We start from the raw sequence: 18,621 nt of genomic DNA, 5'->3' as shown, positions 1-18,621 counted from the left end.
CGCGGTTCACCGGGGTACGCCGGTGCGCTCGAGCTCACTCCGGAGAGTGAGGAGTCCGCGACGCTGCAGCGCCTTCACTGCGCCCACCGAGCGGTCCATCGCCGCGGCGACCTGATCCAGCGAGAGGTCACCCACGATCCGCATGAGGATGACCGCGCGCTGGTCGTCGGGGAGCGTGGCGCACAGCTCGTGCACGGCGCCGGACCCCAGGGCGGCGAGCGCGTCGTCCTCGACGTTGCCGCCCGGGGTCGCGCCGAGCAGGTCGTCGTCTTCAGCGCCGGAGAGCTGGGGACGGCGGCTGCGCCTGCGCCAGTCGTCGACCAGCCGCCGGTGGGCGATCGTGAAGACCCAGGCCCGCAGCGCGTCCTCGTCCCCGTCGAACGAGGACAGGCCGGTGAAGAGGCCGATGAACGTCTCGCTCGCGAGGTCGTCCGGCTCCAGCGCACCGTGCAGCCGCAGGTACCCGGTCACCGACGGCGCGAGGTCGCGGTACAGCACCTCGAAGGCCCAGGCGGCACCCGTGCGGGCGGCCGCGAGGACCTCGGGGAACGTCGTCCCGATCGCCATCGCGCACCTCCTGCCGGCGTGGGGTCAGCCACGTCATCGGCAGGTCGGTGCGGGAACGTGAGCCTCCGAGCCGCCCCGGCCCCCCGGTTTCCTGTCCGCGGGGAGGGGGCGTCAGCGAGGGGTGATGTCAGACCGGGCCGCAGGCGAGCAGGTGGTCGACGGCGGCGGCGAACCCGTCGACGTCGTCGAGCGCCTCGGTGAACGGCACCCGCAGGTCGTAGCAGCCGTTCCGGCCCTGCACACGGAACCGGACGCCGAACCGGTCCAGCCCCAGCAGCCGGACGTCGTCGTGCCGGCCGGCCCAGTGCTGCACCCGGCTCGTCAGCCGGCTCAGCGCAGGGGCCTGCTGCGCCATGAGATCGATCTCCGCGCCGCTGACCACGTCGGGCCGGGCGGCGCGGAAGTCGTCGGGGTCCACCTCGGCGCACGTCCCGGACTCCTCGAGCTCGACCTCGGCCAGGTCCAGTCGCACCAGGGCCACACCCAGGCCCACCTCGAACAGCACCTCCGCGGGCGAGGCGTCGGCGAAGTCCAGCACCAGCTGCGGCGCGTCCTGCTCGCTCACCGGCACCAGCCAGCCGGTGAGCTGCACGAGGCCCCGGACGGGGTGGCGCAGCGGGAGGGGCGCGCGGTCGGCGACGGCCAACCGGGCGGGGACGTCGCCCAGCGGGGAGGAGCGCAGCGCCGCCATCACACCGCCGTCGGTGGGGACGACGAGCAGGACGTCACCGTCGGCCGTCGTCGTCGCGGCCAGCACCTGGCAGGAGCCGACCCCGGCGACGTGCAGGCTGGCGGCGGAGCGCACCGCGACGGTGCGGGCGCGTTCGGCCGCCGGCGGCTGCCGGTCGACGGCCGCGGACGAGTGGGTCGGGCCGGCCGTCATGGACCACCTCGGAGAGCTCGTGGGCGAGTAGTAAGGTGAGCCTAACCAAACCGGAGGTCCCGAGTGAACACGCCCCGTCCCAAGGTCCGGCTCAGCCGCGCGCTGGGCATCCCGCTCACCCCGAAGTGCGTGCAGTACTTCGAGCGCCGCCCGTACCCGCCGGGCGAGCACGGGCGGAAGCGTCGCAAGGACAGCGACTACTCCACCCGGCTCAAGGAGAAGCAGCGGCTGCGCGCGCAGTACGACATCAGCGAGACGCAGCTGCGCGCCGCCTTCGACCGCGCCAAGCGGACCGGCGGGAAGACCGGCGAGGCGCTGATCCAGGACCTCGAGTCCCGGCTGGACGCCACCGTGCTGCGCGCCGGGTTCGCCCGCACCATCTACCAGGCCCGCCAGTTCGTCACCCACCAGCACGTGCTGGTCAACGGCAAGCGGGTCGACCGCCCGTCCTACCGGCTCAAGCCCGGGGACTTCGTGCAGATCGCGGAGAAGTCGCGGACGAAGGAGCCGTTCGTCGTCGCCGCGTCCGGGGCGCACGCCGAGGCGCCGAAGTACCTCGAGGTCCGGCTGACCGACCTGGTCTGCCGCTACGAGCGGACGCCGACCCGCGACGAGGTGCCGGTCGTCTGCGAGGAGCAGCTGGTCGTGGAGTACTACTCCCGCTGACCTCCCCGCGGGAAGGTGCGTACCGCCCGCATCGGCTGCCTGGTGGGCCGGTGCGCGCCTCCCGCCGCCGGATCCACCCTTGCCGTGCGTGCGCGGAGCCGTCAGGCTGCGCCACCATGTGGGCGAGCTCCGGGAACGTGCCGCACGACGCACACGCCGAGCGCTTCCGGTTGACGAGCCCGCCGGAGAACGAGATCCCGGTGGTCCTGCCGCTCGCGGCCGTGCTCGGCCGCAGCGACCACGCGGCGGTCGCGCTCACCCGCGTCGCGGTCTTCTCGACGGGGGTGCTCGTCGACCTCGTCGTCCGCGTGCGTCCCGGCGCCATCCCCATGGTGGACCTGCCCGAGATGGTGTGGCGGAGCGGCGACGGCGCACCGCGGATGCTGATCGGGGTCCAGCTCGCCGACGGCACCCGCCTGGACAACGACCGCCGGCAGTGTCCGATGGCCGGGCTGGCCTTCACCTCGCAGGGCGGCAGCGGCAACGAGCACTCCGTCGACCAGGACTGGTGGCTGGCCCCGCTCCCGCCGGCCGGGCCGGTGCGGTTCGTCGTGCGCTGCCCGGTGCTGGGGATCGAGGAGACGGTGACGGAAATCGACGGGGCGGCCATCCGCCGGGCGGCCGGGGACGTGGTCGAGCTCTGGCCGTGGACACCGCCGGAGCCGGCGCGCGAGGAGTCGGGGCGCCACCCCGACGTGCCGCCGGACAGCTGGTTCGCCGGCTGACGACCAGGCGGCCAGGCGGGCCGCCCAGCAGACCGTCGGCGGCCGCGCAACGGCGCTGGCCCCCCGTGGTGGGGAAAAGGTCGTGCCCAATGCACCCGGTGCGGGCGCGGGTGCGAGGATGCGGGCAGCACGAACGAACGGCCGCCGCCACGGTGGTCCGCCGCGTGCCGGGCCGTCGGGAGGCAGCGCTGAACAGGCACCTGGCGGAGCTGATCCCCGGTGGACCCCGGACGGAGCTGCAGCGGCTGGTCCTCGAGCACGACTGGGGGACGACCGCCCTCGGCCCGCAGGCGGACTGGTCACCGACGCTGCGGACCACGGTCAGCACCGCGCTGAACTCACGCTTCCCGTTCCTGCTGATGTGGGGACCGGAGCTCGTCATGGTCTACAACGACGACTACGCCCCCATGCTCGGCGCCCGGCACCCGGCCGCCCTGGGCCGGTCGGCGCGGGATGTCTGGGCCGACATCTGGCCGGCCCTGGACCCGATGGTCGCCGAGGTCATGGGGGGGCGGGCCACGTACTCGGAGGACCTGCTCCTGGTCATGACCCGCCACGGGTTCGAGGAGGAGACCTACTTCTCCTTCTCGTTCAGCCCGGTGGTCGAGCCGGGCGGCGCGGTCGTCGGCCTGCTCGACACCGTGGTCGAGACCACCCACCGCGTGCTGGCGGCGCGCCGACTCGGCATCCTCCAGCGGCTCGGCAGCCTGCCGCGCGCCTCGCACGGCGACACGACGGAGGCGGTGTCCACCGCGCTCGGGGTGCTCGCCGACGCCCGCACGGACTGCCCGTTCGGGCTGGTCTACCTGGCGGACGAGGACGGGAAGCCGCGCTTCGTCGCCGGGCAGGGCCTCGGCGTGCACGGGGAACTGGCCACCAGTGCCATCCCCGAGCAGGTGCTCCGCGCCATGGCGACCGGCGAGGCGCAGACGGTGACCGGGCTGGCCGGCGTCCTGCCGGGGCTGTCCAGCGTCGGCGCGAGCCCGGCCGGGCAGGCCGACGTCGACACCGCCGTCGCCCTGCCGCTCACGGCCGCCGGCGCCGAGCGGCCGATCGGTGCGCTGGTCCTGGGCGCCAGCCCGCACCTCCCCCTGGACGACGGCTACCGCATCTTCATGGCGTTGGCCGCCGGGCAGGTCGCCGCGGCGGTCGCCGACGCGCAGGCGGTCGTGGCCGAGCGGCGGCGGGCCGAGGAGCGGGCACGGTCCGAACGCGCGCGCGCCCAGTTCTTCACCGACGTCGCCGTCACCCTGCAGCGCGCGGTCCTCGGGCCGACCGCGCTGCCCGAGGGGTTCGCCGTCCACTACGAACCGGCCACCGGCACGCTCGAGGTCGGCGGGGACTGGTACGACGTGGTGGATCTGCCCGGTGGCGGCTATGGCGTGATGGTCGGCGACGTCGTCGGCCGGGGTCTGCCGGCCGCGGCGGTGATGGGCCAGCTGCGCAGCGCCGGCCGGGCGCTGCTGCTGGAGAGCCGGTCCCCCGCCGACGTGCTGTCGGCTCTCGACCGGTTCGCCGCGCTGGTTCCCGGCGCCGCTGTGAGCACGGTCTTCTGCGCCGTCGTCGACCCGCTCGCGGGCATCCTCTGCTACAGCAGCGCCGGGCACCTGCCGGCGATCCTGGTCGAGGAGAACGGTGCCACCTCGCTGCTGGAGGCGGCGAGCGCGCTCCCGCTCGCCGTCGCGGACGGGGACGGGCGCCCGGAGGTCGAAGTGGCCTTGCCCGCCGGCTCGACGCTGCTGCTCTGCACCGACGGCCTGGTCGAGCGGCGGCACGAGGCGCTGGACGAGGGGATCGGCCGGGCGGTCGACGCGCTGGTCGACGGCCGGCACCTCGGCCCCGCCGAGCTGAAGGCGCGGCTCACCGAGCGGCTGCTCGGCGACGCCCCGGACGACGACGTCGCCTTCGTGCTCTTCCGCTGCGGCTGACGCGGGCGCGGTAGCCGGGGATGGACGTCGTCCGGGTGAGCAAGCGACTGTCCTTCGTCCTGCGGCACCGCCCCGAGTCGGTCGGGATCACCCTGGACCCCGCCGGCTGGGCCGACGTCGACGTGCTGCTCGCGGCGCTCCACCTCACCCGCGAGCAGCTCGAGCACGTCGTGGCCGCCGACGACAAGCGCCGGTACGAGCTCCGGGGTGACCGCATCCGCGCCAGCCAGGGGCACAGCGTCGCCGTCGATCTCGGTTACGCGGACGAGACGCCACCGGACGAGCTCTTCCACGGCACCGTGGCGCGTTTCCTGGCGGCCATCCTCGCCGAGGGGCTGCGCCCGGGACGTCGGCACGCGGTCCACCTGAGCGCCGACGTCGTCACCGCCCGCGCCGTCGGGAGCCGCCGCGGCGCACCGGTCGTGCTGCGCGTCGACGCCGCCGCGATGGCCCGCGAAGGCGCGCGGTTCAGCCGCTCGGCCAACGGGGTGTGGCTGGTCGCCGCGGTACCGCCCCGCTACCTGACCGTGCTCGGCGGCTGACCGGTCAGGACGGCACCCGGAGCGCCAGCAGGGCGATGTCGTCGTCGCCGCGGGTGCCCAGCGCGCTCAGCAGGCCGTCGCACATGCGGTCCAGCGGCTCCCGGCCGCGCTCCTCCAGCGCCCGCACCAGCCAGGCGGTGCCGTCGTCGAGGGTCATGCCGCGCCGCTCGACCAGCCCGTCGGTGTAGAGCAGCAGCGTGTCGCCCCGCCGGAGCACCACCTCGTGGTCGGTGCGCGGTGGCCCGTCGGCGGTGCCGGCTCCGAGCAGCCGGTCGGGCTCCCGTTCCAGCACCTCGACGCAGCCGTCGGCCCGCACGACCACCGGGGGCGGGTGCCCCGCGTTCGACCACTGCAGCGGCACCGCGTTCCCGGCCACGCCCCGCGGGTCGACGGACGCCACGGCCACGGTCACCAACGTGTCCAGCCCCAGGCCCTCCAGGACGTCGTCCAGCACGGTCAGCGCGGCGGCGGGGGAGCCGTGCCCGACCCGGGCGAGCGCGCGGAGCATCCCGCGGGTCTGCGCCATGGTGGCTGCCGCGGGCGCGTCGTGGCCGGCGACGTCGCCGATGACCAGCATGGTGCGGCCGTCGGTCAAGGGAAAGGCGTCGTACCAGTCACCGCCGACCTGCGCCTCTCGCGCGCCGGGGAGGTAGCGGGCGGCCGTCTCGAGCCCCGGGACCTGCGGGATGCCGCCCAGCAGCGCCCGCTGCAGCGTCTCGCCGGTGTGGACGGCGGCCCGTGTCGCGGCGGCCTCGGCGCCGAGCCGGGCCACGTGGGCCTCCCGGCGGAGCCGCAGCTCGCAGGTCACCACGGCCAGGATCCCGCCGAGGGCGACGGCGAGCAGCCGGACGGTCTGCGCCACCGCTGTCTCGGCGGTGTACTGCTGGCTGTAGAGACCGAGGAGCGTGGTGACGACGAACGCCGCCGCCGCGTAGGCGACGGTGGCCTGCCGGCTCAGGAAGGTCGCCGACGCCAGCGGGGCGATGACGGTGAGCCCCAGCACCACCTGGCCGCGGCCGGTGATCACCTCGGCGATCACGACGAGCAGCAGCACGATGGCCGGCAGCGCGGTGTTCACACGCCCGAACCGCTTCACCGCATCCCCCTCGTGCCCGCCAGCAGCGCGGCGCGTCCCCTGGTCAACCTAGAGGACGGTGGCGGCCTCGCCGTCGACCCCCGGAGCGGTCAGCCGCCGGTGCCGGGCATCGAGTCCAGGGGCAGGCCGACGTAGAGCATGCCGATGAGGGCCCCGCCGTCGTCCCGCAGCCCGGTGTAGGCGGTGAAGTACGGCCGGTCGGCCACCGTGGCCGCACCGGTGTAGGTCCCGCCGGCCAGTACGGCGGCGAGCACCGGGTTCGGGCGGCCGTCGGGGCCGGTCCGCGCGATGGCGGTGCCGACATTGCGCCGGCCGGCGGGCGTGAGCACCGTCGTCGCCACCCGCACCATGCTCCCGGCCTCGTCGAGGCGCTGGAACAGCGTGCAGCTGCCGCCGACCTGCCGCACCACCTCGTCGACGAGCCGCGACGGCCGGCGGGGGTCGTCGCTGCGCTCCAGAGGCGTGTCGCCGAGCAGCAGGTCGGGGAGCGCGGCGGTGTGCGTGGCGCCGGTGGCCTGGTCGCGCACCGTGAAGGGGGCCCCGGCGTCGCCGAGCCGTGCGCCACCCAGGTCGGCCAGCTGCTGCTCGGCCACCGCGAGGGCTCGCCGGACGTAGACCACCCGCTGGCTGTCGGCCAGCTGCCCGACGGCCTCGCTGATCCGTGCGGAGCCGCCGGCCGCGCGGTCCACGTTCTCCACGACGCGCTCGGTGGCCACCCGCTGCTGCTCGACGGCGGCGGCGATGGTGTCCTGCGCCTCGGCGATCGCGCCGAGCGTGCCGGTGATGCGGCGCACTGCCTCGACCGCCTGCGCCGTCTCCCGCTGCACCGCCTTGATCTGGGCGTCGATGTCCTGGGCGGCCTGCGCGGTGCGGCCGGCGAGCTCCTTGACCTCGTCGGCCACCACGGCGAACCCGCGCCCGACGTCGCCGGCGCGGACGGCCTCGACGGAGGCGTTGAGCGCGAGGAAGCGGCTCTGCTGGCTGATGGCGCCGAGGAGCCGGACGAACTCGGTGATCGACCCGCTGGCGGCCTGCAGCGCGGCGATGCGGTCGTCGACGGCCTGCGCGTCGCGCACCGCCTCCTCGGCGACGGCGGACGCGCGGCCGGTGCTCGCGGAGATGTCGCCGATCGCGGCCCGGAGCTCGGCGAGGGACGCGGCGGCCTCCGCGGAGGTGTCGGAGACCTCGCGCGAGGCCTGGGCGAGGACGCCGGCCTGCCGCGCGGCGTCCTCCATGCTCGTGTCCCGCTCGGCGGCACGCCGCGCGGTGCCGGGGGACGGGACAGGGTTCCGCGACGTCGACGAACGCACGACCCGTCCTTCCCGCAGCCGCCTGGCCGATCCCTGGACCACCCCGCCGCGGGGAGGTTCCGGAACACCGTAGGTCCCCTCGGCTCCGCGCCCCGGGGAGGCGCGCCGGTCGACCCGGTGGCCGGATCCCGGGGCGACCATTCGCAGCCATTCGGCGACCACCCCGGAATTGTCGACTCAGCGACTCCTGATCATTTCTGTGGCACGAGTGAAGAATGTGCGACCCGGTGCCGAGAACGAGGGAGTCAATGAATCGGCGCAGCCAGCACGTGGACCGGGCGACCAGCATCCCGGCGGGTCTGAGCCACTGAGAGAACAGGACCCACTGCCATGCGCCTGTCGCGCGTTCTGCTCGCCGGTGTCGCGGTCGCCGGCGTCGCCGCCACGACCTCCGCCTTCACCGCCAGCAACAACTTCTCGGGCGTGGACAACAACGTCGCGGGCTACGGCGAGCTCACTGCGACGGGTGTGGCCGTCAGCAACATCGCCTACAACCCTGCCGCCGACGCCACCAAGCTGGCCAGCGTCGTGTTCACGGTGGGCCAGGACACCAGCACCATGGACGCGGTGATGACCCTCACCTCGGGTGATCCCGACGTAGTGGCGCCGGGTAGCGCCTCCACCTGCGTGTACTCCGCCTCCGGCACCACCCACCTGATCACCTGCACGCTCACGACGCCCGTCGACTTCACCTCCTTCGACAAGACCGGTCTCACCGTCACCTCGAACTAGCAGTTCCGCGCTGGGCGGGGCGGCTCACGGAGCCGCTCCGCCCGTACCCCGAACGGGCCTCTTCATGACCGCCACGTCCAAGGTCGTCAGCACCAGCGCCGTCGCCGCGCTGGTGCTGGCGACCCTGTGGTTGTTCTGGCCCCTGGCGCTCGGTGGTGGCACGACGTACGTCACCACCTACGGCGACAGCATGGAGCCGCAGTTCTCCGCCGGGGACCTGGCAGTCCTGGGTTCGGCCGACTCCTACGCCGTCGGAGACGTCGTCGCCTATTACAGCGAGTCCCTCGACACCGTCGTCATGCACCGCGTCGTCGCCGCGGACGGGCAGGGTTTCGTGACCCAGGGGGACAACAACGACTGGCTCGACGAGGACCGCCCGACCCAGGACGAGATCCTCGGCAAGCTGTTCGTCCGCATCCCCCAGGGCGGCAAGGCGCTCCAGGTGATCAGCTCGCCCTGGGTGCTCGGGGCGGTGGGGCTCGCGGCGTCCCTGCTCATGGGGTCGGTCCGCCGGGGCCGCGGCGGCCACCGGGCCCGCGCCCGCCGCCGGCGGCTGCCGGCCCTTGGTGCGCCGTCCTTCTCCGTGCCCTCGTTCACCGCGCCGTCCGTCTCGCTGCCGCGGGTTCCGGCCGGCGCCCTGCCCGTGCTCGTCCGGGCCCGCGCCCGCCAGGTCGCGCTGGGCTCGGCAGCCGTTGCGCTGGTGGCCGCAGCCGGCGCCGGCGTCCTGTTCGTCGTCCCCTCCACCGAGACGGTCGAGGAGGAGCTCCAGGTCAGCCAGCAGGGGCGCTTCTCCTACACGGGGACCGCTGAGCGTGGCACCACGTACCCGACGGGTGCCGTGGCGACCGGGGACACCGTCTGGACCAAGCTCTCCACCGGCCTGACCGTCTCCTACGAGAACACCGTCAGCGGCCCCGACCTCGCCGACCTCCGCGGTGCCCTGCGCCTCGACGTCTCGGTGCAGGCGGCCGACGGCTGGAGCACATACCTGAACAGCGGCCCCGTCGTCGGCTTCACCGACGGGCTGGCGGCGGCGTCGGTCGACGTCGACGCAGCCCACGCCGCCGAGGTGCTGAGCCGGCACTACGCCGAGGTCGGCGTCTCGGGTAGCACCGCGACCCTGACGATCACTCCCACCGTGGCGCTGGCCGGGACCGCCCGCGGCACCGCCTTCGACGCCGCGTCGCCGGCCGGGCTCGACTTCGCACTCGACCCGACGGCCCTGCGCCTGGCCGGCGACCCCGACACCGTGCTGGCGACGTCCAGCGAGACGGCCGTGCCGGTGGCCGCGGTCGCCCCCCGCTCGTTCGACGTCCTGAGCCTGTCGATCCCGATCGGCCTGGCCCGTGGCGCCGTCCTCGCCGTGCTGGCCCTCGCGCTGCTCGTCGCCGCGGCCGGTGCGCTGCTGGGCCGGACCGGCCGCGGCGACGCCGCCGACGAGTTCCTCGTGCGGCACGCCGACCGGATCGTGCCGGTCGCCGGGCTCGCCGCGGGCGGGACCGTCATCGACGTCTCCGACGCCGAGTCCCTGCGCCGGGTCGCGGAGCGGTTCGACACCGTCGTCCTGCACCACGCCGCCGCGGAGGCGGACGTCTTCGCCGTCCGGGACGTCGACGCGACCTACCGGTTCGTGGTGCCGGGTGGCGCGGCGGCCCGACGCGGCAGGCCGCCCGTCCCGGCGCCGTCGCGGGCGCGGCGCTCGGCCGCCGCGGAGGAGGACCTCACCGCTCCGCTCCCGCCCGTGGGCCTCCGCGGCCTGCTGGCCTGACCCCCGGGAACGACTTCGGGGAAGCAGGGCCCCGGAACGTCGTCCGGACCCCTGCTTCCCCGAAGCAGGCCCTGCTGTCAGCTACGCGTTGCTGTCGTCACGCCTTGACGATCGCGGCGACCGGGCCGCCGCCCGAGGGCCCCTGGTGCACCGCGGCCACCGACACGAACACCGCCGGGTCGCCGGTCACCGACGCGGTCACGCCGCCCACGCAGGCCTTGATCTGGCGGTGCCAGGAGACGTCGGAGTCGTCGAGCATGGCGTTGCGCCGCCCGCGCACCTTGCCGTCGGGCGAGGCCTCGCACTTGAGGAAGACGTTGACCAGCCGGTCGCCGAGGTCGGTGTGGTGCGGCCGCTCCGGCAGCTCGAGGCCGGCGTCGCGGATGGCCGCCCAGATGCCGTCCTGGTCCAGCGCGTCCTTCATCACCGAGTGGCCGACCCGGTAGTTGCCGCCGTGCCCGCGGGCGTTTCCGACGACGACGATCTGCGCCCGGTCCAGCTCCACACCCGACGAGCAGGACGCGACCGAGGAGTACAGCGACAGGTCGCGCATGATCTGCTCCTGCGTCGGCATCTCGATCTCGCCGAGCGCCACCGCGATCCCCAGCGCCGTCGTGCCGTTGGAGATGTCCATGGAGCCGTGCGGCTCCTCCAGGATGGTGGTCTCCCCGCGCTGGTGGGCGTCGCGGATCGTGTCGATCGTCAGCAGCGGCGTCTTGGTCTGCACGTAGTGCACGTCGGCCGGGTCGGTGATGCCCGCGGCCTCCATCGCCTTCTTCACGCCCTCGGCGACCTTCTCGACCATCGCGACGCGGCCGATGTCCTCGGGCAGCAGGACGTCGCTCATCGCGTAGCCCACGGTCAGCCGCGGCTCGTCGGTCTTCTCGACCGAGTCCTCGGGCAGCGTCGCGAAGACGGTCGCGTGCGGGCTGATGACGCCGTCGGTGCCACCGGACCACACGATCGGGATGTCGCCGACCTCCTCCTTGCTCCGCGAGCCCTTCTCGAGCAGCACCTCGCGGAAGGCGCGGTCGGCGATGATCCGCGTGTAGTCGTTGATCCCGCCGTTGCCCTCGGTCTTGCCGATGACGGCGATGACGCGGTCGGCCTCCATGACGCCGTCGTCGATCAGCTTGGCGAGCTCGGAGGCGTCGCTGACGTTGTGCAGCGGGACCTTGCGGACCTCGATCGGTGCGGGCATGCGGGTTCCCTTCAGGAGTGGGTGAGGACGGTGCCGGCGTCGTCGCCACGGACGGCGTCGGCGATGTGCTGGAGCGAGGTGATGACGGCGCGGGCGGGCGGGGCGTGGCCGGCGGCGGAGCCTTCGACGAAACGGAGAGCTGCTTCCACCTTCGGGCCCATCGATCCTCGGGCGAACTGCCCGGCCGCCGCCAGTTCACGCAGCTCGGCGACGGTGACCCGGCCCAGCGGGCGCTGTGACGGGGTGCCGAAGTCGACCATCACGTTCGGGACGTCGGTGGCGATGACCAGGGTGTCGGCGTCCACGTCCCGGGCGAGGATCGCGGCGGTCAGGTCCTTGTCGATGACCGCCTCGACGCCGCGCAGCGCGTGCCCGTCGACGTGGTCGTCGATCACCGGGATGCCGCCGCCACCGGCGCACACCACGACGAACCCGGCCGCGGCCAGGGCGTGGATGGCGGGCGAGTCGACGACGGCCCGGGGTTCCGGCGAGGCGACGACGCGCCGCCAGCCCTTCTCCCCGCGGTCCTCCCAGGTCTGCCCGAGCGAGACGAACCGTTCCGCTTCCTCCCGCGGCAGGAAGCGGCCCACCGGCTTGGAGGGCTCGGCGAAGCGCGGGTCGTCGGCGTCGACGCGGGTGCGGGTGACCAGCGCGGCGGTGCGCTGGGGGAGGCCGCGCACGGCCAGGGCGGCGTCCAGCTCGTCGGCGACGGTGAAGCCGATGGTGGCCTGGGTCTGCGCCACGTTCCAGTCCAGCGGCACCGGGGGCACCTCGTGGGCGGCGAGCTCGTTCTTGACCAGCAGGTTGCCGACCTGCGGGCCGTTCCCGTGGGTGAGCACCACCTGGACGCCCGCGGCGACGACCTCGGCGACGTGCCCGGCGGCCTGCCGGATCGCATCGCGCTGCGCCTGCGGGGTCGCGGAGCCGTCGGCCCCGGTCATGGCGTTGCCGCCCAGGGCGATCACCACGCGCGTCGACGTCACCCCGCCGACCCTAGCCGCATTTCCCTTAGCGGTGAAGTACTTCTCCGGAGAAGGTCAGCTCGGCTCGGCCGGATCGTCGTCGTAGGCGCCCAGCGGTCGCTGCGCCCAGAGCACGTCGCGCCACCGGCCGTGCTTGAACCCGATCCGCCGGTAGGTGCCGATCGGCTCGAAGCCCATTGCCGTGTGCAGGCCCTCGCTCGGCTCGTTGGGCAGCGTCATCCCGGCGATCGCGGTGCGGAACCCGCGGGCGGCCAGCCGCTCGAACAGCGCCTCGTACAGGACGCGCCCGCCGCCGCGCCGTCGTCGCGCGCCGTCCAGGTAGACGCTCACCTCGCACGACCACCGATAGGCGGCGCGCTCCTTGTACGGCCCGGCGTAGGCGTAGCCGACGACGGCGCCGTCGTCCTCGAGGACCAGCCAGGCGTGCGCCCGCCGGGCCGCCGCGATCCGCACCGCCATCTGTGCCGGCGTCGGCGGCTCGAGCTCGAAGGTGATCGCCGTGCCGGTGACGTAGGGCGCGTAGATCGCGGCGCAGGCGGCGGCGTCCGCCGGGGTGGCGTCGCGGACGGTCGGAGCGGGGGCACCCATGATCGTCAACGTAGCCGGGCGCCGGGTCGGAGCGCGGTGAGCTGGAACACCCGTCCCCCTCGGCTAGCGTCGCCGGCCGTGCCTCCCGCCCCCTCCTCGACGACCGTCGCGGGGCTGGTCACCGCGCTCGTCGGCTTCCTGAGCTCCTTCGCCGTCGTCCTCACCGGTCTGCGGGCGGTCGGGGCCACACCGGAGCAGGCCGCCTCGGGCCTGCTGGTCCTCTCGGTCGCGATGGGCGTGGCCACCGTCCTGCTCGCCCAGCGGACGCGGATGCCGATCACCGTGGCCTGGTCCACGCCCGGGGCCGCGCTGCTGGCGACGGCCTCGGCGCCCTCCTGGCCGGTGGCCGTCGGCGCCTTCCTCCTCGTCGGCGTCCTCGTCCTGCTCACCGCTGCGTGGCCCCAGCTGGGCGAGGCGATCGGCGCCATCCCCCCGGTGCTCGCCCAGGCCATGCTCGCCGGCGTCCTCGTGCCGCTGTGCCTCCAGCCGGTCCGGGCCGCGCTGGAGATCCCCTGGCTGGTGGTGCCCGTCGTGCTGGTCTGGGTGGTGCTCCTGCGGTTCTCCCCGCGCTGGGCCGTGCCGGCTGCCTTCGCGGTCACCCTCGGCATCATCGGGTGGCTGGCCGTCCGGGACGGCGGCGTCCCGGTCGCGGCGCTGCTGCCGAGCCTGGTGTGGACGACCCCGGACTTCGGCTCGGTCGCCGTCGTCGGCCTGGCGCTGCCGCTGTTCCTGGTGACCATGGCCTCGCAGAACGTGCCGGGCATGGCGGTGCTGGCCGCCTTCGGCTACCGGGCGCCCTGGCGCCCGGCCATGGCGGTGACCGGCGCCGGCACGCTGCTCGGCGCCCCGTTCGGCGGTCACGCGATCAACCTGGCCGCCATCAGCGCGGCGCTGGCGGCCGGTCCGGAGGCGGACGTCGACCCGGGTCGCCGCTACCTCGCCGCCCGCACCGCCGGCCTTGCCTACGTCGGGTTCGCGCTGGTCTCCGCCGCGATCGCGGCCCTCGTCGCCACGGCCCCGGCCGGCTTCGTCGCGGCGGCCGCCGGTCTCGCCCTGTGGCCGGTGCTGGCCTCGTCCCTGAGCGCGGCGCTGGCGCGGCCGGAGGACCGGATCCCGGTCGTCGCCACCTTCCTGGTGGCGATCAGCGGCATCACCGTCGGCGGTATCGGGTCGGCGTTCTGGTCGCTGGTCGTCGGGCTGGTGCTCTGGGCCTGGTACCGCCCGTCCCCGGCCGCGCCGGAGCCCGCCGTCCCGGCCTGACGTGAACCTGGCGTCAGCGGCGCCAGAAGTCGAAGCGGTCCCGGCCCGGGCGGAACCCGGCCGCCTCCGCGACGGCGACGGCGAGGTCGAACTTCTGCCCGACGGCGGCAGGCGCGTGCGCGTCGCTGCCGAAGCTGACCGCTTCGCCGCCGGCCTCGTAGAACCAGCGCACCTGGTCCGCCGACGCCAGCGGGCTGCTGGTGTTGATCTCCAGCGCCCGGCCGCTCCCGGCCAGGGCCCGGAACACCGCCCGGTACTCCTCCTCGTAGTCCTTCTCCACGTACCGGTGCGAGCCGCCGGGCCAGTACCGGCGCGGGAAGTCCACGTGGGCGAGCACCTGGAAGACGTCGCTGCTCTCGATCATCCCGACCATCTCGCCGAGGTAGCGGCGCATGGTGGCGTCGGCGTCGACGTGCAGGAGCCGGCCGACACCGACCAGCCGGCCCTGGTCGGAGAGCGAGTGCAGCGACCCGAGGATGCGGTCGACCGGGGAGTCCTCGAGGTGGAGGGCGATGCTCGCGGCGAACAGGTGCGGCTCGCCGGTCTCGATGCCCGACCAGATCCGCAGCTCCGGGAACCGGTCGCGCACCTCGGCCAGCTCGGCGAAGTAGCCCTCGACGTCGATCGGCAGCTGGTGGGCCGGGTAGCGGTCGACCAGCCCTTCCGCGGTCGCCCGGTCCTCCTCGTGCCAGACGGTGAAGTCGAGGTGCTCGGTGAAGGCGACCGCGGGCAGCCCCTGGGCGATCGCCCGCTCGCACGCCCTGCGCATGGTCGACGAGTCGGGGGTGTCCCACGACCAGTGGGTGTGCACGTGGTTGTCGGCCGGAAGCTGCCCCTGGTGGTCCATCGCCTGTGGATTCTCCCCGTCGTCCACCGGTCGCGCGCGGGGGGCCGTCGCTGTCGGCGGTGGTGCCTACTGTCGTCGGCATGAGCACCGCCGCACCGCCGTCCTCGATCGCCGACGAGGCCCTGGAGATCCTCCGGGAGCTGACCGGCCGCCCCGACGCGGTCTTCCGCGAGGGGCAGGACGCCGCCGTCGCCGCGCTGGTCGAGCGCTCCCAGCGGGCGCTGGTCGTCCAGCGCACCGGCTGGGGCAAGTCCGCCGTGTACTTCGTCTCCACCGCCCTGCTGCGCCGCCGCGGCGCCGGGCCGACGCTGCTCGTGTCCCCGTTGCTCGCCCTGATGCGCGACCAGGTGGCCGCCGCGGCCCGCGCCGGCATCCGCGCGGTGGAGATCTCCAGCGCCAACATGACGGAGTGGGACGACATCGCCGCCCGCCTGGCCGCCGACGACGTCGACGTCCTGCTCGTCTCGCCCGAGCGGCTCACCAACCCGCGCTTCCGCGAGGAGCAGCTGCCCGGGCTGGTCACCCGCTGCGGGCTGGTCGTCGTCGACGAGGCGCACTGCGTCTCCGACTGGGGGCACGACTTCCGCCCCGACTACCGCCGGATCCGCGACCTGCTGGGCACGCTGCCCGAGGGCACGCCGGTCCTCGCCACCACCGCGACGGCGAACGAGCGGGTGGTGGCCGACGTCGCCGAGCAGCTCGGCGCCGGGGGCGTCGAGGTGACCACCGTCCGCGGTCCGCTCTCCCGCGACTCGCTCCGCCTCGGCGTCCTGCGGCTGCCCTCGGACCGGGCCCGCCTGGCCTGGCTCGCCGCCCACCTCGGCGACCTGCCGGGCAGCGGCATCGTCTACACGCTCACCGTCGCGGCGGCCGAGGAGACGGCGAACCTGCTGCGCGACGCCGGCCACGAGGTGCGCGCCTACACCGGCCGGCTCGACGACGCCGACCGCAAGGACGCCGAGGAGGCGTTGCGGAAGAACGAGGTGAAGGCGCTGGTCGCCACCTCCGCCCTGGGCATGGGCTTCGACAAGCCCGACCTCGGGTTCGTCGTCCACCTCGGCGCGCCGTCGTCGCCGGTCAGCTACTACCAGCAGGTCGGCCGTGCGGGCCGCGCGGTCGAGCACGCCGACGTGCTGCTGCTCCCCGGCCCCGAGGACATCGCGATCTGGCAGTGGTTCGCCACCTCGTCCATGCCGCGCGAGGACCACGCCGCCGCGGTGCTCACGGCGATGGCCGACGGCAAGGCCTGGTCGGTGGCCCGGCTGGAGACGGTGGCTGACGTCCGGCGGTCCCGGCTGGAGCTGCTGCTCAAGGTCCTCGCCGTCGACGGCGCGGTGGAGCGGGTGCAGGGCGGCTGGCGCTCGACCGGGCAGCCGTGGGTCTACGACGCCGACCGCTACGCCCGGGTCACCCGCACCCGGGAGGCCGAGCAGCGCGCGATGCTCACCTACGCCAAGCCGGTCGACGAGGCCGAGTGCCGCATGGCATTCCTGCAGTCCGCGCTCGACGACCCGACCGCCGCACCCTGCGGCCGCTGCGACGTCTGCGCCGGGCCCTGGTACGCCACCGACGTCCCCGAGGCGGCGTCCGAGGCGGCGTCCGCCGCGCTGGACCGTCCCGGAGTGGAGCTGGCGCCGCGGGCGATGTGGCCGACCGGCGCCGACCGGCTGGGCGTCGACGTCAAGGGGAAGATCCCGCCGGGGGAGCAGCTGGCGACCGGCCGCGCCGTCGCCCGGCTGACCGACCTCGGCTGGGGACAGCGCCTGCGGTCCCTCCTCGGCGACGACGGCGTCGGCGGTGTGGTGGAGCTCGACCTCGAGGCGCCCAGCATCGAGGAGGACCCGGACGCCGCCTTCGACGTGCCGGTGCGCCGCTCCGTCTCCGACGTCCCACCGGACGAGGAGCTCCTCCGGGCCTGCGGCCGGGTGCTCGCCGCCTGGGACTGGGCGGAGCGCCCGGCGGCCGTGGTGGCGGTGCCGTCGCGCCGCCGCCCCCAGCTGGTGACGGGCGTCGCGCAGGGGCTGGCGCGCATGGGCCGGCTCCCCTACCTGGGCGAGCTCTCCCTGGCCCACGGCGGGCCGACCGGGCAGCCCGGCGGGAACAGCGCCTTCCGGCTGGCGGCGGTGTGGGACCGCATCGTCGTGGGCCAGGAGCTCCGCGAACGGCTGGCGGAGGTGTCGGGACCGGTGCTGCTGGTCGACGACCTGGCCGACTCGCGCTGGACCATGACCGTCGCCGGGCGCGAGCTACGCCGGGCCGGCGCCTCGGCCGTGCTCCCGTTCGCCCTGGCCCTCACCGCCTGAGAAAGGACCCCTCTGCCCCCCACGCCTCGCACGCTCGGCGCGGGCCCCTGCAGAGGGACCGCGTGTCCACAGCCTTTCGCACAGGTGTGCGAAAAGTCGGAGTAGCGTGCCGGCATGGAGAAGGACCCCCTCCCCCTCACCGCTCGCACGCTCGCCGCGAGCCTCCGGACGGGGGCTGCCCAGCCCTCGATGTGGGATCTCGCCGACGAGGCGACGCTCCAACCCTTGGATGGGGTGACCCGTCACGACCTGGGCCGGGGGGCGTGGGTCGACCACCTGCCCGGCTGGGTGGCCGGCTCGGACGAGGTGCTCGACGTGCTGCTCGGTGACATCGGCTGGCGGGAGGACCGCCGGCAGATGTACGAGCGGGAGGTCGCGGTCCCGCGGCTGCTCCGCTGGTACTCCGGCCGTGAGCAGCTGCCGCACCCGCTGCTCGGCGAGGCCCGGGAACGGCTGAACCGGCACTACCTGCCCGAGCTGGGCGAGCCGTTCGTCACCGCGGGGATGTGCCTCTACCGCGACGGGCGGGACAGCGTGGCCTGGCACGGTGACCGCATCGGCCGCGGGCGGTCGGCCGACACGATGGTCGCGATCGTCTCCTTCGGCTCGCCCCGCCCGCTGCTCCTGCGCCCGGTCGGCGGCGGGGAGTCGCTGCGCTTCCCCCTCGGCCACGGTGACCTCGTGGTCATGGGCGGTTCCTGCCAGCGCACCTGGGAGCACTGCATCCCGAAGACGACCAAGCCGGTCGGACCGCGGGTGAGTGTCCAGTTCCGCCCTCGCGGCGTCGCCTGAGCCCGAAAAGTGCGGAACGACGGGCCTGGAGGCGCCGTCCCCTGGCTCCGCGCGGGGCCCGGGGACCCCCCTGCAGACCCCCTCGGAGAGCGTGTACTGTTCTCCCTGCACCGAGCGAGAACGGACCGGGCCGCGAGGCCCGGGAAACCGCCGGACGAGCCCCCGAGGTTCACCGATGCGGAGCCTGGTGTACAGTGGAGAAACCGCCTCGAACGAAGGCCAAGAAATTGGCCGGGATTCTCGCGCGTCCGCTCCTTGAGAACTCAACAGCGTGCCGAAAGTCAGTGCCAAGTAATACCCCGCGCCCTGGCCACTGTGTGGTTGGGGCTGGGATTCCTTTGGTTGATTGATATCGCGAGTGTCAGCTCGCGGTTCTCAGCTGCGATCAAATCATCTACGGAGAGTTTGATCCTGGCTCAGGACGAACGCT

The 18,621-nt window shown here is 74.4% G+C and carries 17 protein-coding genes; 9 read left to right on the top strand and 8 right to left on the bottom strand.

The window, feature by feature from the left end; all coding sequences use genetic code 11:
- Nucleotides 1–6: 6 nt before the first annotated feature.
- A complete protein-coding gene (locus tag ACI8AG_RS19055) occupies nt 7–567 on the bottom strand; it encodes an RNA polymerase sigma factor (protein WP_456598267.1) in 561 nt (186 codons plus the stop codon).
- Nucleotides 568–694: 127 nt separating this feature from the next.
- Complete coding sequence (locus ACI8AG_RS19050) at nt 695–1,450, bottom strand: DUF2470 domain-containing protein (protein WP_456598266.1); 756 nt, start codon at nt 1,448–1,450, stop codon at nt 695–697.
- A 63-nt stretch (nt 1,451–1,513) separates the two neighbouring features.
- Here ACI8AG_RS19050 and rpsD point away from each other — a divergent pair, with 63 nt between their 5' ends.
- The 4 genes from rpsD (at nt 1,514) to ACI8AG_RS19030 (ending at nt 5,311) form a co-directional block, all read left to right on the top strand.
- A complete protein-coding gene (gene rpsD / locus ACI8AG_RS19045) occupies nt 1,514–2,116 on the top strand; it encodes a 30S ribosomal protein S4 (RefSeq protein WP_456598265.1) in 603 nt (200 codons plus the stop codon).
- Between the two features lie 116 nt (nt 2,117–2,232).
- Nucleotides 2,233–2,841 (top strand): hypothetical protein, encoded by a 609-nt coding sequence (locus ACI8AG_RS19040; protein ID WP_456598264.1) that lies wholly within the window; start codon nt 2,233–2,235, stop codon nt 2,839–2,841.
- Nucleotides 2,842–3,005: 164 nt separating this feature from the next.
- Nucleotides 3,006–4,769 (top strand): SpoIIE family protein phosphatase, encoded by a 1,764-nt coding sequence (locus tag ACI8AG_RS19035; RefSeq protein WP_456598263.1) that lies wholly within the window; start codon nt 3,006–3,008, stop codon nt 4,767–4,769.
- A gap of 35 nt (nt 4,770–4,804) precedes the next feature.
- Nucleotides 4,805–5,311 carry an RNA 2'-phosphotransferase gene (locus ACI8AG_RS19030; protein ID WP_456598262.1) on the top strand — a complete coding sequence of 169 codons (507 nt, stop codon included), beginning with the start codon at nt 4,805–4,807 and terminating at the stop codon, nt 5,309–5,311.
- A gap of 4 nt (nt 5,312–5,315) precedes the next feature.
- On the opposite strand, the gene ACI8AG_RS19025 is transcribed toward ACI8AG_RS19030, so the two are convergent.
- Nucleotides 5,316–6,389 (bottom strand): PP2C family protein-serine/threonine phosphatase, encoded by a 1,074-nt coding sequence (locus ACI8AG_RS19025; RefSeq protein WP_456598261.1) that lies wholly within the window; start codon nt 6,387–6,389, stop codon nt 5,316–5,318.
- Nucleotides 6,390–6,496: 107 nt separating this feature from the next.
- Nucleotides 6,497–7,717 carry a Cache 3/Cache 2 fusion domain-containing protein gene (locus tag ACI8AG_RS19020; RefSeq protein ID WP_456598260.1) on the bottom strand — a complete coding sequence of 407 codons (1,221 nt, stop codon included), beginning with the start codon at nt 7,715–7,717 and terminating at the stop codon, nt 6,497–6,499.
- Between the two features lie 330 nt (nt 7,718–8,047).
- On the opposite strand from ACI8AG_RS19020, the gene ACI8AG_RS19015 reads away from it, so the two are divergent.
- Together ACI8AG_RS19015 and ACI8AG_RS19010 are read left to right on the top strand one after the other, a co-directional pair.
- Nucleotides 8,048–8,449 carry a hypothetical protein gene (locus ACI8AG_RS19015; RefSeq protein ID WP_456591257.1) on the top strand — a complete coding sequence of 134 codons (402 nt, stop codon included), beginning with the start codon at nt 8,048–8,050 and terminating at the stop codon, nt 8,447–8,449.
- Between the two features lie 64 nt (nt 8,450–8,513).
- Nucleotides 8,514–10,217, top strand: a complete 1,704-nt coding sequence (locus ACI8AG_RS19010) for a signal peptidase I (protein WP_456598259.1) — start codon at nt 8,514–8,516, stop codon at nt 10,215–10,217.
- A 97-nt stretch (nt 10,218–10,314) separates the two neighbouring features.
- Here ACI8AG_RS19010 and bar read toward each other — a convergent pair whose 3' ends face one another.
- The 3 genes from bar to ACI8AG_RS18995 are packed head-to-tail and all read right to left on the bottom strand — an operon-like array spanning nt 10,315 to nt 12,989.
- Nucleotides 10,315–11,418, bottom strand: a complete 1,104-nt coding sequence (gene bar / locus ACI8AG_RS19005) for a barbiturase (RefSeq protein ID WP_456598258.1) — start codon at nt 11,416–11,418, stop codon at nt 10,315–10,317.
- A gap of 11 nt (nt 11,419–11,429) precedes the next feature.
- Nucleotides 11,430–12,401, bottom strand: coding sequence for a carbamate kinase (locus ACI8AG_RS19000; protein WP_456598257.1), 972 nt, complete (start codon nt 12,399–12,401; stop codon nt 11,430–11,432).
- Between the two features lie 54 nt (nt 12,402–12,455).
- On the bottom strand, nt 12,456–12,989 hold the full coding sequence (locus tag ACI8AG_RS18995) for an N-acetyltransferase family protein (protein ID WP_456598256.1): 534 nt from the start codon (nt 12,987–12,989) through the stop codon (nt 12,456–12,458).
- A 78-nt stretch (nt 12,990–13,067) separates the two neighbouring features.
- Here ACI8AG_RS18995 and ACI8AG_RS18990 point away from each other — a divergent pair, with 78 nt between their 5' ends.
- Nucleotides 13,068–14,249, top strand: a complete 1,182-nt coding sequence (locus ACI8AG_RS18990; RefSeq protein WP_456598255.1) for a benzoate/H(+) symporter BenE family transporter — start codon at nt 13,068–13,070, stop codon at nt 14,247–14,249.
- A gap of 13 nt (nt 14,250–14,262) precedes the next feature.
- Here ACI8AG_RS18990 and ACI8AG_RS18985 read toward each other — a convergent pair whose 3' ends face one another.
- Nucleotides 14,263–15,096 (bottom strand): PHP domain-containing protein, encoded by an 834-nt coding sequence (locus ACI8AG_RS18985; protein ID WP_456598254.1) that lies wholly within the window; start codon nt 15,094–15,096, stop codon nt 14,263–14,265.
- A gap of 80 nt (nt 15,097–15,176) precedes the next feature.
- On the opposite strand from ACI8AG_RS18985, the gene ACI8AG_RS18980 reads away from it, so the two are divergent.
- Nucleotides 15,177–17,399, top strand: coding sequence for a DEAD/DEAH box helicase (locus ACI8AG_RS18980; RefSeq protein ID WP_456598253.1), 2,223 nt, complete (start codon nt 15,177–15,179; stop codon nt 17,397–17,399).
- Between the two features lie 114 nt (nt 17,400–17,513).
- The gene (locus tag ACI8AG_RS18975; RefSeq protein WP_456598252.1) at nt 17,514–18,191 is read left to right on the top strand and encodes an alpha-ketoglutarate-dependent dioxygenase AlkB; all 678 of its coding nucleotides are present in this window, start codon (nt 17,514–17,516) and stop codon (nt 18,189–18,191) included.
- The last annotated feature ends 430 nt before the right edge of the window (nt 18,192–18,621 follow it).

The organism is Blastococcus sp. SYSU DS0552, assembly GCF_054050815.1.
The sequence above is the reverse complement of the archived record's forward strand: the minus strand, read 5'-3'. Positions and strand labels throughout refer to the sequence as shown.

What these genes read in the sequence shown, in the direction of transcription:
- ACI8AG_RS19055 (WP_456598267.1), bottom strand. Translation starts at nt 567, where the DNA reads ATGGCGATCGGGACGACGTTCCCCGAGGTCCTCGCGGCCGCCCGCACG.
- ACI8AG_RS19050 (WP_456598266.1), bottom strand. Translation starts at nt 1,450, where the DNA reads ATGACGGCCGGCCCGACCCACTCGTCCGCGGCCGTCGACCGGCAGCCG.
- ACI8AG_RS19040 (WP_456598264.1), top strand. Translation starts at nt 2,233, where the DNA reads ATGTGGGCGAGCTCCGGGAACGTGCCGCACGACGCACACGCCGAGCGC.
- ACI8AG_RS19015 (WP_456591257.1), top strand. Translation starts at nt 8,048, where the DNA reads ATGCGCCTGTCGCGCGTTCTGCTCGCCGGTGTCGCGGTCGCCGGCGTC.
- ACI8AG_RS19010 (WP_456598259.1), top strand. Translation starts at nt 8,514, where the DNA reads ATGACCGCCACGTCCAAGGTCGTCAGCACCAGCGCCGTCGCCGCGCTG.
- bar (WP_456598258.1), bottom strand. Translation starts at nt 11,418, where the DNA reads ATGCCCGCACCGATCGAGGTCCGCAAGGTCCCGCTGCACAACGTCAGC.
- ACI8AG_RS18995 (WP_456598256.1), bottom strand. Translation starts at nt 12,989, where the DNA reads ATGGGTGCCCCCGCTCCGACCGTCCGCGACGCCACCCCGGCGGACGCC.
- ACI8AG_RS18985 (WP_456598254.1), bottom strand. Translation starts at nt 15,096, where the DNA reads ATGGACCACCAGGGGCAGCTTCCGGCCGACAACCACGTGCACACCCAC.
- ACI8AG_RS18980 (WP_456598253.1), top strand. Translation starts at nt 15,177, where the DNA reads ATGAGCACCGCCGCACCGCCGTCCTCGATCGCCGACGAGGCCCTGGAG.
- ACI8AG_RS18975 (WP_456598252.1), top strand. Translation starts at nt 17,514, where the DNA reads ATGGAGAAGGACCCCCTCCCCCTCACCGCTCGCACGCTCGCCGCGAGC.